The sequence below is a fragment of the Bacillus sp. Pc3 genome (genome assembly GCF_000815145.1).
GTDB lineage: Bacteria > Bacillota > Bacilli > Bacillales > Bacillaceae > Bacillus > Bacillus velezensis.
Map to the genome: position 1 here is coordinate 238506 of NZ_CP010406.1, position 15771 is coordinate 254276.

13 protein-coding genes are annotated in these 15771 nt (G+C 40.1%); 3 read left to right on the forward strand and 10 right to left on the reverse strand.

From position 1 onward, the window contains the following. Window positions 1–182: 182 nt before the first annotated feature. The 4 genes from SB24_RS00930 to SB24_RS20300 all read right to left on the reverse strand — a co-directional run bounded on the left by SB24_RS00930 (window position 183) and on the right by SB24_RS20300 (window position 2018). Window positions 183–944 (reverse strand): N-acetyltransferase, encoded by a 762-nt coding sequence (locus SB24_RS00930; RefSeq protein ID WP_039251413.1) that lies wholly within the window; start codon window positions 942–944, stop codon window positions 183–185. Window positions 945–979: 35 nt separating this feature from the next. Beyond that, window positions 980–1396, reverse strand: coding sequence for a UPF0715 family protein (locus SB24_RS00935; protein ID WP_039254920.1), 417 nt, complete (start codon window positions 1394–1396; stop codon window positions 980–982). A gap of 182 nt (window positions 1397–1578) precedes the next feature. After that, window positions 1579–1722, reverse strand: coding sequence for a hypothetical protein (locus tag SB24_RS20295; protein ID WP_007611678.1), 144 nt, complete (start codon window positions 1720–1722; stop codon window positions 1579–1581). A gap of 92 nt (window positions 1723–1814) precedes the next feature. Then, window positions 1815–2018 (reverse strand): hypothetical protein, encoded by a 204-nt coding sequence (locus tag SB24_RS20300; protein ID WP_017417852.1) that lies wholly within the window; start codon window positions 2016–2018, stop codon window positions 1815–1817. Window positions 2019–3211: 1193 nt separating this feature from the next. Between SB24_RS20300 and adhP the strand changes: the two genes are divergently transcribed. After that, entirely contained in the window at window positions 3212–4228 is a 1017-nt protein-coding gene (gene adhP / locus SB24_RS00955; protein ID WP_032871559.1) for an alcohol dehydrogenase AdhP, read from the forward strand. A 150-nt stretch (window positions 4229–4378) separates the two neighbouring features. Here the strand turns inward: adhP and SB24_RS00960 are convergent, their stop codons facing one another. Together SB24_RS00960 and SB24_RS00965 are read right to left on the reverse strand one after the other, a co-directional pair. Then, a complete protein-coding gene (locus tag SB24_RS00960) occupies window positions 4379–4840 on the reverse strand; it encodes a DinB family protein (protein ID WP_052250226.1) in 462 nt (153 codons plus the stop codon). A 346-nt stretch (window positions 4841–5186) separates the two neighbouring features. Then, on the reverse strand, window positions 5187–5372 hold the full coding sequence (locus SB24_RS00965) for a hypothetical protein (RefSeq protein ID WP_003154035.1): 186 nt from the start codon (window positions 5370–5372) through the stop codon (window positions 5187–5189). 813 nt (window positions 5373–6185) lie between these two features. Between SB24_RS00965 and SB24_RS19340 the strand changes: the two genes are divergently transcribed. After that, window positions 6186–6284: a YjcZ family sporulation protein gene (locus SB24_RS19340; RefSeq protein WP_072589120.1), complete on the forward strand. Its 99-nt coding sequence runs from the start codon at window positions 6186–6188 to the stop codon at window positions 6282–6284. Between the two features lie 542 nt (window positions 6285–6826). Here the strand turns inward: SB24_RS19340 and ppsA are convergent. The 3 genes from ppsA to xylA all read right to left on the reverse strand — a co-directional run bounded on the left by ppsA (window position 6827) and on the right by xylA (window position 12571). Beyond that, complete coding sequence (gene ppsA, locus SB24_RS00975) at window positions 6827–9424, reverse strand: phosphoenolpyruvate synthase (RefSeq protein ID WP_039251420.1); 2598 nt, start codon at window positions 9422–9424, stop codon at window positions 6827–6829. 174 nt (window positions 9425–9598) lie between these two features. Then, window positions 9599–11098, reverse strand: a complete 1500-nt coding sequence (gene xylB / locus SB24_RS00980; protein WP_039251421.1) for a xylulokinase — start codon at window positions 11096–11098, stop codon at window positions 9599–9601. A gap of 135 nt (window positions 11099–11233) precedes the next feature. After that, a complete protein-coding gene (xylA, locus tag SB24_RS00985) occupies window positions 11234–12571 on the reverse strand; it encodes a xylose isomerase (RefSeq protein ID WP_039251423.1) in 1338 nt (445 codons plus the stop codon). Window positions 12572–12833: 262 nt separating this feature from the next. Here xylA and xylR point away from each other — a divergent pair, with 262 nt between their 5' ends. Continuing rightward, complete coding sequence (gene xylR / locus SB24_RS00990; protein WP_039251425.1) at window positions 12834–13988, forward strand: transcriptional repressor XylR; 1155 nt, start codon at window positions 12834–12836, stop codon at window positions 13986–13988. Between the two features lie 143 nt (window positions 13989–14131). Here the strand turns inward: xylR and xynB are convergent, their stop codons facing one another. Then, window positions 14132–15733 carry a xylan 1,4-beta-xylosidase gene (xynB, locus tag SB24_RS00995; protein WP_039251427.1) on the reverse strand — a complete coding sequence of 534 codons (1602 nt, stop codon included), beginning with the start codon at window positions 15731–15733 and terminating at the stop codon, window positions 14132–14134. Window positions 15734–15771 lie beyond the last annotated feature (38 nt).

Here is a 15771-nt window from a genome sequence, read left to right on the forward strand (position 1 = left end):
AAAGAACTTCTTCGTTTGTTGAAGAACTTGTCTCAATCTATTTTTACTATAATGATGGACGTTATCATCTTTGTCAAAAACAATAATCATTCTTTTGCCGCCCGCGATGAAAAGTACTGAACAATTTTCGTGAAAAACCCTCAGTATCGAATATAGAAACGAGGAATAGTAATAAAACAAAGTTAAGCCATTACAAGCTTATTGAGTTTTTTTTCAAACTTATTCACGCTCATCATCTCATGAGTGAGAAATGTCCCATTATAAAACACGCTGAAAGTCGTCCAAACTGCCGGGGATTTTTGCGCCATATCTTTTGACGTTATTCGCCGGGCCTGAAAATGAAGTCCTTTCTTTTCAGTCAGTTCCTTTAAATCCTTTAACAATCCGACTGCAAATGAGCATTGGGCTGTATAAAATATTGTGATTCCCTCATCATTAACGAAATTACTTTTCACCTGTTTTTTAAATACAGGAGGATGTGCATGTTCATTCCACGTCAGTGACATCAACTGAAAATAGGGTTCTGCTTCATCTTGCACAGCAAATCCCATATGTTCAAAGAAATGCTTATCACTTAAATAAGGGAGCTTTTTCTTCCCCACTATATGAACTATCCCATCCATACCGCGGGATTTTGCATCTGACACACATTTTTCTAACAAGTGTTTCGCATGTCCGTTATTCTTATATTTACCTGAGACCCAAAGACAATTAATAAACATAAAATGAGGTGCGCTTACCGGAACCCACGCTTCTTCTGCAGGTAAATATTCAATAAAAACTTTTGCCCGTTCGTTTAGGCGATAGAACACCAAGCCATCAATCATCCGATCTTTGAGCCAGCTCTTCTTTTCATTTACCGCATCCTCATATTGTTTCGTACCTAATGCACAGCAAATATGATTGTCATCAATATTGTCCCTAGTCAACTCAATGTACTCCATTTTTCCTCACCCGCTTTCTTTTGGAAACATCAGCTTTACTTGCAGTGAACATTGTAATTTCTCAGAAATATAGAGTCCCAGAACCAATATATGAACGCAGCAACAATGCTCATTATGTAATAAATGGGCATTCTGAAAACTGTGAAATCAATTGGCGGATTATCTATGTACCAGAACAAGAACACAGCTAAAAAAGCGACTGCTGTATAAATGAAAAGATGAACCAAACTAAACTTTTTAGGCTTCTTTCTTAACCATAGTTGCACAGGAACAGCAAACAAAAAGTAAATAATAAATGCGTAAAAAGCAATGATAACTACAGTAACCAATGCAAATGGCACAAAACCCGAGTATACAAACATATATAGCCCGAAGATCAAACCATACGACAAACTTGAAAAAGCCAATGTGTAAGTATAGCTTTGACTTTTGCTCCAAGACGCCGCTCCCATATATTTCACCTGCTTTTTATAAAAATACATTTCTCATTTTTTTCCTATTGTTTAAAATCAGTATATATCCATCACTTTAAAAGATCTATGTTTTTTTGGCAGATCATCAATTCACTATCTTAATATCCAGAAATTTTATTGCCATTAAAAAAGGTCAAGGAAATACCTTGACTGTGTATCGCTCACCAATCTGCATCCGGCTCATCGTGTTCGAATCCGTAAAAGCCTTTAATCCACACATCTCCGCAGCCGGCTCCTTTTGTGATCAATAAGTAATGATTTCTGTTTGCATCACCATTCACCTTATCAGCCGCGCTCAAGTTCAAATGATTACCCGTGAAATTCTTTTCACTAAGGGTAAAATTATCTCCTGCCAGTGTAATTCTCTGCAGTTTAAGCTCAAATATCGACAGAAAGATTACGACCACAAATTCAAAGCAAGAAACGACAGCCCCCATGCGGATAGACCAAACATTACAAAGAACCTAAGCAAAGCTTCGAATTTTGTAAGTCTTCGCTCCCTTTTCGTTTTACCCAATTTCCAATAAACGGCGTAGCAGGAAAACACCAAAATGAGTTGTCCAAGTCGCGACACAGATTCTAAGAATTCTATACCATTCATTGATTTTCACCTCGTTTATTTAAACAGAGAGTCCTTCTTACAGCGTTTATCCAAAGCACTAATTTCTTCGGTTATAAAAACCGCTTGAGGAATTTGTTTGTAAAATGGTTTGCGTTTGATAAAAACAGCCCATCCTTACTCCCCCATGAATCAATCAAGATGAATTTTATTATCTCAGATGGAAAGATGATTTCCAACAGTTATGTAAAAATAAGTAACTTCAATATGCTAATTGTATAAGAAAAGTTGTCTTATCCAGCAGAACCATGAGTGCTGCGTTTCCCATTAAAGCGTCAAAGAAGCATCATAAAAGAGCCGCTTTTAGGCTCATTCGCGAAGCATCATTTTATTTTTATGATTGTATCCTCCTGTCAATCCTATTGGGATAAAATTTGAGGGAAGGTCAGTTTTAATCCGCCGCCCTGCTCACCTTCGACCCTTCTTGCAGCTTCCCCACAAATATCCGATGAACAGCTTTTAACTCTTCCCTTTGCGAATCCCTGACCGAAATCTGACTCTCAAAACTTATCTGACCTTGCATCGTGGGGCGCCAATTCTCATGCATCAATTTAATTCAGGATATTCGCATTTTGCTTTTCGTCCGATGAACGTGTGATTTCCAAGATAACAAGGGCCATAAATGAGAGTATCATGTCCGACACTTACATTGTTTCCGATATAAATGGAATATGCCTTATCTTTGATTGAAACAAATTGTTTTAACAAATCATGTAAAATGACTCCCTCTTGAAGATTTGTATTTGAACCAATCGCACGAATAGCAGCATTTGGCGCTACTTAAACTCACGTCTCCTTTCACGCTGGAAAACGGACTTATGAACGAAGTTTTATCGATTTTAAGGTATCTTTGAACCCGATTAAATGATGTAACAGGGTTAGGGCTGATAAAGGGCAAAAAGTTAGTGAGCCGGTGATTGTCAAATTTATCTTCCGTCAGCTTTTTATCGCTCAAAAAAAGCCTCCTTTGAAAACGCATCTATTTATGTATATATGTAAATTCTGTGCATTTGGAGATGACACATAATATCCATATAAGCCTCCCTGCATAGCTCCCTCAACTTTTGTAGAGACACTTGTCCGCAAAAAATGTAAGGGTTTTCAAAAGGAGAGCAGTGTGCTAAATTGTAAGATAAGTAAAAATTTTCTGCTAATATTCGAAAGGGGTGCATGATTTGAAAGCAGTAGTAGCAACAAAAGACAAAAGTATAGCGATCGTACAAAAAGAATTACGTCCTTTGCGACATGGTGAAGCCAAAGTTAAGATGGAATACTGTGGTGTATGTCATACTGACTTGCATGTTAAAAATGCTGATTTCGGGGATGTTACAGGCGTCACTTTAGGTCATGAGGGAATAGGCATTGTAACTGAGATTGGTGAAGGCGTAACAAGCCTGAAAAAAGGTGACCGCGTCTCTATTGCCTGGATGTTTGAAAGCTGCGGCTGCTGTGAATATTGCTTAACTGGCCGTGAAACCTTGTGCCGGGATGTAAAAAATGCCGGCTATACAGTTGACGGCGCAATGGCTGAAGAAGCAATCGTAGCGGTTGATTATGCAATAAAGGTGCCGGAAAATTTAGACCCTGCAGCAGCAAGCAGCATTACTTGTGCAGGTGTAACAACTTATAAAGCCGTTAAAGTTAGTGAAATTAAGCCAGGTCAATGGATCGGTGTATTTGGAGTCGGCGGTTTAGGAAACTTGGCTGTTCAATATGCAAAAAATGTCTTTAACGCTAAAGTGATTGCGTTCGACATTAGCGACGAAAAATTGAATTTTGTTAAGAGCTTAGGCGCTGATGCGGTTGTAAACAGTTTAAACGAAGACCCCGTCGCTAAGGCAAAAGAAGTGACTAACGATTTAGGGCTTGATGCTGTGGTCATCACAGCTGTCTCTAAAACCCCTTTCAATCAAGCGATTGATGTTGTAAAAGCAGGAGCTCGCGTAGTCGCTGTCGGTTTACCGGTGGACAAAATGGATTTAGATATTCCCCGTCTCGTGTTAGATGGCATTCAGGTAGTAGGTTCATTAGTAGGTACCAGAGAAGACCTGAAGGAAGCTTTTCAATTTGCTGCAGACGGTAAAGTTGTACCTAAAGTGACAAAACGCCCGATCGAAGATGTGAATGATATTTTTGAAGAAATGGAGCAAGGTAAAGTGACCGGCCGCATGGTTATCGATTTTACTTCCTAATCATTAAGGCTGCCGGGAATGATACGGCAGCCTTTGATCTCGATTCTTGCTCGGCGCCCCACCCAGACTGAATGAGACTTTGTCATTTAGTTCAGAAAAGAAACTTTACAAACCATTCGGCGGTTATTTATTTTGCAAGTACTGCCTGAACTAACCCTGATACCAATATAATGCCAGGTCATTCATTGCCGAAGCGTAGCCCTGCTGTCTTAACATAGTTGTTATGCTGCCCTGATGATAAGTTCCGTGATTGGCAACATGGAATAAAATTTCTGAGTAAGCAGTTTCTCTGTAACCTAACCAAGGGTTATTTAAGTTCATTTTTTGTTCTACATCGGTTTGGCTATTCATCCATTCTTCAAACTGTGAAGCCAGTTCTTCATAAGACGCCGCAAATTCATCTGCAGAATATAAATGAGCCCTTTCAGCATAAGCCATAGAACCTTCCAATGCTTCCTGCATGTCTATTCCTTTAAGTACTTGCAGCCACATAACATCCACCGCGCAGATGTGACTGAACGTTTGAGCAATTGTAGGATATGAACTGTGAACCTCTTCATATTCATCTTCACTGAGTAATTTGAGGCCTTTTTCGAACTTCTCTAATTTAATCTACATAATAGTTCACTGAATCTCTCAACAATTTTAGATAAACATCTTCTTTTTATAGAGATGTTCGTTCAATCGACATCCTTGTGATATTTATGGTAAAATTTATAGAAACAAAGGAGTGTTGTTACATATGAGTCTTATCATTTTAGCATCCATGCTTTTATGGGGTGCAGTGATCCACGAGCTAAACAAACCTTCAAAAAAGCAAAGTAAACGAAAAATGATCCCTTTGGTATCCCTCAGTTCTTTATCTACTTTAATCATCACAATTTCGCTTTTTTCTAATTTAATTGGTTGATATTTGTTATGAGGAAACCCGCCAGAGGTTCCTCATAACACTAAAAACCTACTCACTGCACTTTTTACAGCAGACCTTATCAGAGTGTTTGCTTAACACTTTATCCATTCTCCCCACAGGCATCTTCTTCTCACTCGGAAGTGTAAGATAAGCTGTTATCTCATCCCCTGATTTTAATGTTTTTCCGCAGATAGAGCATTTTAACTCAGTATTAAAGAAATTTTTTAATCCCATTCATAAGCCTCCTTATTTACCTTTATAAAGTAATACGTTAATGCTTTATAAAAGTTTCAGGTTAAAGAAATACTCCTTGCCTGGGAATATACTTCGTTTCAGTTGATCCGCAGCCGCCCCGGCATCGTTATACCCTTGCTCAATCAGGAAGCTTCTTCCTTATATCCTCCACGACATTAAATGCGGGGAAAACGTTCATTCAGGAATTCAGCGTTAACCAAAAAGGAGAATACATCCTGAAATATGATAGCGGCACCGGTGATAGTGTCGATGGTTTCTTTAGAGATCTGTTGAGATCTAAATTCCGTTAGGAAAGTCGGCAGTTTTGCCGACTTTCTTTTACAAGCATTCTGCAGGAATAAACGTAAAGTTCCGAATAAACATACGACCTTTTTGAAACGGAAACTTTATCTGCACCACAAACCCGCAAGCAGCCTCCTTGTATCGTACCTTCCGTTCCTTTGTGATTTGTTTTGATTTGTCGTATACTGCGCTTGCCCGGGAAATGATGAATATTTTCGTTAACTATAATTTCCCTGTACCTCTTCGTATGTGACTCTGCATGATGAAGTAACTTCATGCTCACCACTTTCATACACAGTTTTATTGCATGTTTAGCCATATCCCTCCTCTTTAAACAGCAAACCGTCCCATCCATTTCTCTCTTTCAGTTAACCTCCCATTATTTTATTGTTTTAGAAGCTCTTCATTTTAGACATAACATCCATTTTTTCTTATTTAGACTTAAATCTATGTCGAAATTTATCGTCCGGCATATTATGTACTATCCTAACAACAGGAGGTGGCAATAATATGGGGAACTACGGTGGAAATTATGGCGGAAACTCTTTCGTATTGATCGTTGTGCTGTTCATTTTGTTAATCATTGTAGGTGCTGCATTCCTTTTCTAGCACATTGACGATTTATATTCGTCTCCCAAACATTGCATCCCTTAGTTCGGACAGACGCCATAAGAAGTTTTATGGCGTTTTTACTTTTTAAAAAAACCAATCTGAGATAAACATTTTTTATTTTCACTCTGGTAATCTGGTAAGCGGGAGAGTTTCCACCCCTGCCTGCGCAAATATTGCCGCTATGAAGAATGAGGCGAACAATCCAATCCGGATAAAAACTTGTTCATGAACAAAACTCCTAAATAGTTGTTAAAAAACTAAGGCGTTTTTAATTCATCGGATTACAGATGTTGTGAACTTAAAAAGGATATTACTCACCTTTATAAAATTGTCATTTGTTAGATTTAGTCACTGAATCTTTTTTGTTTGGTATCTTAGCGGCCTTCCACACTCATTTAAAAAGAGTCCGTCCACAAAATGCGGTGTTCACACATTAAGTCATTTTCACATAAAAAAAACCGAATTCCTCCTCTAAGAGGTTCCGGCTTTTCTTAGTAAAATGCGGGAAATATCTGGTGACGTGCTGCACACACCCGCTATTATAATATTTCAATAGAGCCTTCTGTTCCATGAACGCGTATTCGCTGCCCATCTTTTATCAATTGGGTTGCATTTTCAACTCCGACAACTGCAGGTAAGCCGTATTCACGCGCGATAACCGCTCCGTGGGTCATCAGTCCGCCAACTTCAGTGACCAGGCCTTTTATGGATACAAACAATGGTGTCCAGCTGGGATCAGTATAGGAGGTAACTAATATATCCCCATCTTCCAAATCGGCATCTTCCATGTTTAAAATAACCCGTGCCCGCCCCTCTATGACTCCCAAGGAAACGGGCAGCCCTGCAATCGCTCCGGCCGGGAGATTTTCTCGTTTGTACTCGCCTGTAACGATTTCACCGTCAGACGTGATAACACGCGGCGGAGATAGTTTTTCATATATTTTATACTCGCCTTTTCGTGTGCTGATGATTTGGTAATCCAATTTATGTGTGCGTACGACTTCCTGAAGTTCTTCAAAAGTGAGATAGTATATGTCTTCTTTTTCATGAATAACGCCCGCTTCTGCGAGTTGTTCGGCTTCTTTCAGTAAAGCCTGCTTATAAACGAAGTAGCGGCTGATCATGCCGTATTTTGGATATTCCCTGAACCCGCTGAAGTTCCGGATGATGCGGATCATTCGTTTGGTTTCTTTGGCTTTTTGTTCACCATCCGGTAATTGCTTCAATCGGTCTAATAACTCTTGTTCTTTCTTCAATGCCTCCTGCCGCCCTTGCTCAAATTTCCGCTGGCTGGCATTTGGCTCAAAGTTTTTGAGATTATTAAGAATCATAGGGACAAGTGCAGTTGGTTTTTCGCTCCATCGAGTTCTTGTCATATCAATTTCTCCGGCACATCGCATTCCGTACTTGTTGAGATAAGCATAGATAGCGTCACGGGTTTCCCGCCCACCTTCAAACGTCACCAGCCCATCCAAAAAGTGATCATCTTTTACATTCTCTAAATAGGCAATTACTTCTGGGTAAGGGCGGATCACATCGGCGACGTCCAATAGCGCAAGCCCCATTTCTGAAGTAATATTATGGGGTACAGATTGAGAAAGTGTATCTGCTGCGTTTTTTTCACCTAACCACTCGTTCATTTTTTCGTTAATCCATGATGAAGCATCCATTGCAGTTCGAATCAACACCGAACTTTTTGGGTTAAATAGAATCTTCTTTAATTCCTTGATATCTTCCAAAATAAAACGAAATAAACCATCTCCTGATTTCGTCTGGATGTTTTGTTTTAACTCTTCTATCGATGCTTGACTGCTCTTAATCAAATCAGGAACAATTGCCGGATCGTTTTCAGCTTGTTCCGGCATATCTGCATTGCCTTTGCCGGGAATCGGTGCCGTTTTATCAGGTATCGGCTTAATGAAATCATCTCGCTCTATTATGGTCATAAGTGCGTCTTTTAAGAGCGGATCGTGCTGCCCCATGCCTTTTAAGAAAACTTCTCTGACAGTAGGAGATGCCAGTTGATGTGTGACATCAACGAATAGCCTTCCGCCGGCTTTACGCATAGGTGCAGCAGTCGTCAACAGAAAAAAAGACAATCCAAGGGGTTTTATGGGATCCGTCATCATTTGCTGATGACCAACAGAGATATAGACGTGATTTTCTTGATCGTTCGCTTCAGGAACGGGGTATAATGTTGTGATCGGCCGGCTTTGGACAATATAAAAAGTATCGCGGTCCAAACACCATTCGATATCTTGCGGCTGGCCGAAATGAGCTTCGATCTGTCTCCCGATACGTGCCAGCTGTAAAATTTGTTCATCAGTCAGTGTTTGAATCTTTTGCTGATCAAGAGCGATCTCCTGTGTTTCTGTTCCGCCTTCTTTTCGTCCATAGATAGCCAATTTTTTAGTTTCTATTCTCTTATCGACGATTTGTCCGTCCTGTACTTTATAACAATCGGCAGAGACTAAGCCGGAGACCAGTGCTTCACCAAGTCCAAAACCGGCATCGATGGATAGCAGCTTTCGGTTTCCGGTCATCGGATCAGCGGTAAATAAAATTCCCGAAGCCTGTGGGAACACCATCCTTTGGATGATAACGGATAAATAAACTTGGCTGTGATCAAATCCATTTTGCATACGGTAAATGACCGCGCGATCAGTAAATAGGGACGCCCAACATTTACTGATATGCTGCAAGATCGCATCGACGCCGGTAATATTTAAATAGGTGTCTTGTTGACCGGCAAAAGAGGCATGCGGTAAATCCTCAGCTGTCGCACTGGAACGTACGGCATAGGCATGTTCTTCGCCGAACCGGGAGAGTTGATAAGCAACTGCTTTGACTACATCTGAAGGAATTTCTGTTTCCATAATGGTTTGCCGGATTTTTTTGCTGACTTCACCAATTTGATCCCGATTCTCCACTTTCAGCATGGTCAGTTGATCCAACAGCGCTTGTAACGTTTCGTTTTGTTCAATGGCTTTTTGATATCCTGCGGTTGTGACACAAAATCCTTCCGGTACTTGTATTCCTTGAATTTTTGATAATTCCCCTAAATGTAACCCTTTTCCTCCAACGAGCAAAGGCTGTGTTTTTTCAATTTCGTGAATGCCGAGAACCAAAGAACTCATTCTATATCTCCCCTTCAAAAAAATTTGACAAGAGCTTTTCAGCATGATATAATCATAATATAAGATGGATAACTATGACTTTTCACACAAAAAGCACGCGTGTTCTGATTATATCACCGTGTCTGTTTTTGTGCAATATAAAAAGAACCTGGCCAATTTGGCGAGGTTCTTTCTTCATTTTTGTCGAAAGCTCTTTAAAGCTGTATTGAGATCTTTTGTGTGAACGTAAATGTTCTTATACAACTCGAATAGTGTTTTATATGTTTGAACATTTTGTTTTTTTGGATAAAATGCAGCTGCTTCATGAATGAACTGCTCTGCACATTCTTCAAGAGAGTCAAACCACCCGCTTCCGAAGGCAGCTAACATCGCAGCCCCCATGGCGGGACCTTGTTCATTCTCTAACTTAACAACCCTCGTATTGAAAATATCAGCCTGCATTTGAAGCCACGTTTCATTTTTAGCTCCCCCGCCAATAGAGACAACCGTATCAACTGATTTTCCCGCTTCGCGGAATAGCTCAATTGATTCATATAAAGAGAATGTGATGCCTTCCATTATCGCCCTCAAAAAGTGCTCTCTTTTATGGGCTCCGTCCATTCCGATCAAGCTTCCCCGAATAGATGAATCAGCATGCGGCGTTCTTTCACCGACTAAGTAAGGAGTGTACAGCAGTCCATTTGCTCCTATCGGAACAGATTCCACTCCCTGCAATAATTGTTCAAACGATTCGTTCGGCGCAAACGTTCTTTTAAACCAGTCCAAGCTGTACCCTGCAGCGAGCGTGACTCCCATCGTATAAAAAGAATCCTTTTTTCCATGATTAAAAAAGTGCACTTTCCCTTTAAAGTCCCTTTCTTTGTCTTCTTCACAGGAAAGTATGACTCCTGACGTCCCGATACTGCATAATGTTTTTCCGGAAGAAAGAATACCGGCTCCGACAGCACCGCAAGCATTATCTGCTCCCCCGGCGTACACTTTTGTTTTTTCCAACAGCCCAGTCTCCGCCGCAACGCTCGGAAGCAGCGATCCTACACAGTCATGGGATTCAACAAGCGGAGGACAAATTTCCGCTGACATACCAAATTGATTGCAAATCTCCTCGCTCCACTCTTTGCGGGTCATATGTAAAAGTAACGTTCCCGCCGCGTCGGAGTATTCGGTGTGAATGGCGCCAGTCATGCGGAATCTCACATAGTCTTTCGGAAGCAAAAAAACAGCGGTTTTGTGAAAAAGTTCAGGCTCATGTTCCTTCACCCATAACATTTTAGGTAATGTAAACCCTTCAAGGACACGGTTTTTTGTGATATCAAGCAGATGATCGCCAAATGTCTCGGTAATTCTGCTACATTGAGGCGTCGTTCTGGTATCATTCCAAAGAATCGCATGTCGCAGCACCTGCCGATCTTGATCAAGCAGTACTAACCCATGCATTTGTCCTGAATAGCTAATCCCGTCAATATCCCCGGGTTGAACGTTGGATATCGAAATCAATTCAGCCAATGCTGCAATTGTTTGCTGCACCCAGTCTTCAGGATTTTGCTCACTATATCCCGCCTTCTCTTGGATGAGCGGGTAACTTTTGGACGTTTCTGCACAAACCTTGCCGTTTTGATTGACTAAAATGGTTTTAACGGCACTTGTTCCAAGGTCTATTCCAATGACATACTTCATTTTTTCACTCCTTCCTCTCTAAATAGATCCCCATTGAATTGGCCCGCCATAACAGTAACTTCATGACGGGCAATTCCGGGAACTTGGCTGCCTGCATCTTTTTACAGCGGGATCTGGAGCTTCTTTTTTCACTTGTTATACCTGTAAAATGTATTGGTTTAATATCGCTTTTAACCGCTCCTGTCTCCCTGATTCGTTTTTAATTGGCTGATTGTTCAGCGCATATTGCTCAAGTGTTTTAAAATCAGCTCTTCCTTCTGCAATTTCAAGACCAATCCCTTCAGTAAAGCTGCGGTAACGGTGTTGAATCACATCTTCAAACACACGATCTTCGATTAATTTGTGGGCGGCTTTCAACCCTCTCGCAAATGTATCCATCCCTGCAACATGGGCATATAGTAAATCATCAGGCTCAAAAGAAGATCTCCTGACCTTTGCGTCAAAGTTTAATCCTCCGCTTCCAAGACCGCCATTTTGCAGAATTTCGTACATTGCTAATGTCGCAGAATATAAATCTGTCGGAAATTCATCTGTGTCCCAGCCTAAAAGCGGATCACCCTGATTCGCGTCAACAGAGCCAAGCAAGCCATGCACTCTCGCCATTCGTAATTCATGTTCGAATGTATGTCCGGCTAATGTGGCATGATTGGCTTCGAGATTTAATTTAAAATGATTGTCTAAGCCATATTGCTTTAAAAAGGCAATGGTTGTTGCTGCGTCCGTATCATATTGATGGGTGGTCGGCTCTTTTGGTTTTGGTTCAATCAAAAACTGCCCTGTATACCCGATTTCCTTCGCATAATCCACTGCCATATGCATAAATCTGGCCATATTATCAAGCTCAAATTTTAAATCGGTATTTAACAAAGTTTCGTACCCTTCACGTCCGCCCCAAAATACATAGTTCTCGGCGCCAAGCTCCTTTGCTGTTTCTAATCCTTTTTTTACTTGGGCTGCGGCATACGCAAATACATCTGCATTACAAGAAGTCGCCGCACCATGGACGAAACGGGGATTCGTAAACATGTTTGCAGTATTCCATAATAGCTTAACGCCGCTGGTTCTCATGTAGTCTTTTATCATGTCCACGATTATATCCAGATTTTGATTTGTCTCTATTAACGTACTTCCTTCCGGTGCGATATCCCGGTCATGAAAAGCAAAAAATGGCGCATCCAGTTTTTCAAACAGCTCAAACGCTGCATCTACCCTCGCTCTCGCCAGATCCATGCCTTTATAATGATCCCACGGTCTTTGCATCGTAGCTGCTCCAAACATGTCTGTGCCGTCAGCGGTAAATGTATGCCAATAGGCAATAGAAAATCGCAAATACTCTTTCATCGTTTTTCCGCCAATTACTTCTTGAGAATTATAGTATTTAAATGCTAAAGGATTCGTGGATTCTTTCCCTTCGTAAATCACTTTGTTTACGCTTTCAAAATAGTTGACCGAACCGGAATGAGAGTGAGCCATGTGTGATTTCCCCCTTAAAAATAAATTCTAAAATGATCATTCAAATACAAATGCTTTTATGTCATGTTGCACATTAGTTTGTTGCCTAAACAAACTAACTTATTTTCATCTTATATAACCTCATCAGTATTTTCAATATTTTTTTTAGTTTTTTACGAACACATTAGATATAATAAAGGTTGGATTCGCTATGTACTGCGTTTCGCACGATAACACAGAACGTTCAACTTAATTTAAAGATTATACAAATGGAGTGGATGAAGTGGATATCGCTGATCAAGCCTTTGTCAAAAAAGTTAACCAAAAGTTATTACTAAACGAAATACTTAAAAATTCTCCTATTTCAAGAGCAAAATTATCTGAAATGACCGGATTAAATAAATCAACTGTTTCGTCACAGGTAAACACATTAATGAAAGAAAACCTCGTATTTGAAATAGGTCAGGGACAATCAAGCGGCGGCAGAAGACCTGTCATGCTTGTTTTTAATAAAAAAGCAGGATACTCCGTAGGAATAGATGTTGGCGTGGATTATGTTAATGGCATTTTAACAGATCTTGAAGGGACGATCGTCCTTGATCAACACCACCATTTGGAATGCAATTCTCCAGAAATCACTAAAGATATTTTAATTGAGATGATTCATCACTTTATTGCAAATATGCCGCAATCTCCATACGGTCTTATTGGTATAGGGATATGCGCGCCCGGGCTGATTGACAAAAATCAGAAAATTGTTTTCGCTCCGAACGCCAACTGGAGAGATATTGACTTAAAATCTTTCATCCAAAAGAAGTTCAATGTGCCCGTTTTTATTGAAAATGAGGCAAATGCCGGCGCATATGGAGAAAAAGTATTTGGTGCGGCAAAAAATCACGATAACATTATTTATGCAAGTATCGGTACAGGAATAGGGATCGGTGTTATGATCAACAATCATTTATATAGAGGGGTTGGCGGATTCTCTGGAGAAATGGGACATATGACAATAGACTTTAAGGGTCCTAAATGCAGCTGCGGAAACCGAGGATGCTGGGAATTGTATGCTTCAGAGAAAGCTTTAGTAACATCTCTTCAGACGAAAGAGAAAAAAGTGTCCAGCCAAGATATCATAGACCTCGCCCATCTGAATGATGTTGGAACTTTACAGGCATTACAGAATTTTGGTTTCTATTTAGGAATAGGCCTGACCAATATTTTAAATACATTTAATCCGCAAGCCATCATTTTAAGAAACAGCATCATTGAATCGCATCCTATGGTTTTACATTCAATTAAAAGTGAAGTGTCATCCAGGGTTTATTCCCAACTAGACAATAGCTATGAATTATTACCATCTATCTTAGGAAAAACTGCCCCTGCTCTAGGAATGTCCTCTATTGTTATTGATCATTTTCTCGACATGGTTCATAACTGAAATGTACATACTTCTATGTTTTACGCTCATCTTTAAAGATGGGTTTTTTTATTCTAGGCGTATTTCTGAATCAATACTGACATAGGCACCTTCTAATATGAAAAAGGAGTTCTAAAATAGAAATCTCCTTTTTCATGTGCTAATTATTTTTCTTTATAACGAAAATATCTGAAGTCGGCCGGAATATGATTTCCGCTCGTATCTTGGCATTGCATCCCTACAAAAGCTCCTGTAAAGAATCCCCCGCCGCGGATGTAATCATCTGATAATTTTTTCGATTCTAATGCAATGTCGATTTTGTGCCAATCTTCTTTGTTAAATGAATAGAAATAATAATATTTTTCGTTTTCAATATTCACTTTTAAATAGACATACTTGACTTCACGAGGAATCACAATTTTATTTTTTAACGGCTGCGAAAAAGAAAAGTTATCACATATCGTTAATTCAAGAATACGGCCAAGTTCTTCATCATACGTGACTTGAAGAGCCGTCCAATTCTCTGTATTGTAATAGTTCACCAAACCAGCAGCTTGCTGAAAATTTTCCGGATAAAACGCAACAGCCGTTTCCGCTTCAAAATGGAGACTTTGCCAGCGTCTGGCTGCAAATGCCTGAGTAAATGTCGAAGTTAAGGATTCATGGCCGTATAATCGTAAATGATTTGGCACTTGAGTTAATGATCCTAATTTCTCCGTAAACGGAATTCTTAACGTTTGAAAATTAATATTTAATGTTGCATCCTCAAATTCATCAACTTCCGGATACGTGTCTTCAAACATTGTTTCTGGTATAGAAGGCGCATCCACTTCCAAGCTCCCTTCTTTTCCGCCTTCTACATAAGGCCAGCCATCTTTCCAATAGAGCTTTTGAATAGCTGTTTCTCTGCCCAGAGGACAATATCCTCTCTGCTGAAAAATTGAATCATCGTCCGGATGAATGGGACGTCCCGTTAAATGAGCTAAATACCACTCGCCTGTATGTGTTTGTACAATGGATGCATGTCCGCATTTTTGCAGCGGATTTTCCGGCGCATGCCATGACGTTAAGATAGGATTATCAGGATGAACTTCATATGGACCCTCAATATTTGCAGAGCGGGCAATTGTAGCAGCATGTTCGAACCGCGTTCCTCCTTCTGCGGTTAATAAATAATAATAGTTCCCGATATGGTAAAGGTGCGGCGCTTCTGTCAGCTTTCTTTCAGTTCCTTTAAAAATCACTTTTGGTTTACCGATTAGTTTTTGCTCCTTATCAGAATATTCCTGCATGACAATGCCTCCAAAGGAGTGCCGATCAATACGCTGATCCCATAACATATTTAATAAATATTTTTTCCCATCCATATCATGGAACAAAGAAGCATCAAATCCCGAGCTGTTTAATGTGATCGGCTCCCCCCAATCACCATTAATCGTGTCACAAGTCACTAAATAATTATGACAATCTTTCCAGGCGCCATCTACGACCTTAACATCCGTATAGATCAGCCAAAACTTTCCGTCACTGTAACTTAAACATGGCGCCCAGACCCCGCCTGAATTAGGATTTCCTTTCATGTCTAATTGCGATACTCTCTGTAATGGATGTGCAACTAAGTGCCAATTGACTAAATCTTTTGAGTGGTGTATCTGGACTCCCGGAAACCACTCAAATGTAGATACAGCGATATAATAATCCTCTCCAACCCTGCAAATACTCGGATCGGGGTTAAATCCTTTAAGTACTGGATTGATAATCTTCATTTTGAACTCCTCCTCAGCTATTTTCTGTTGACTCATCA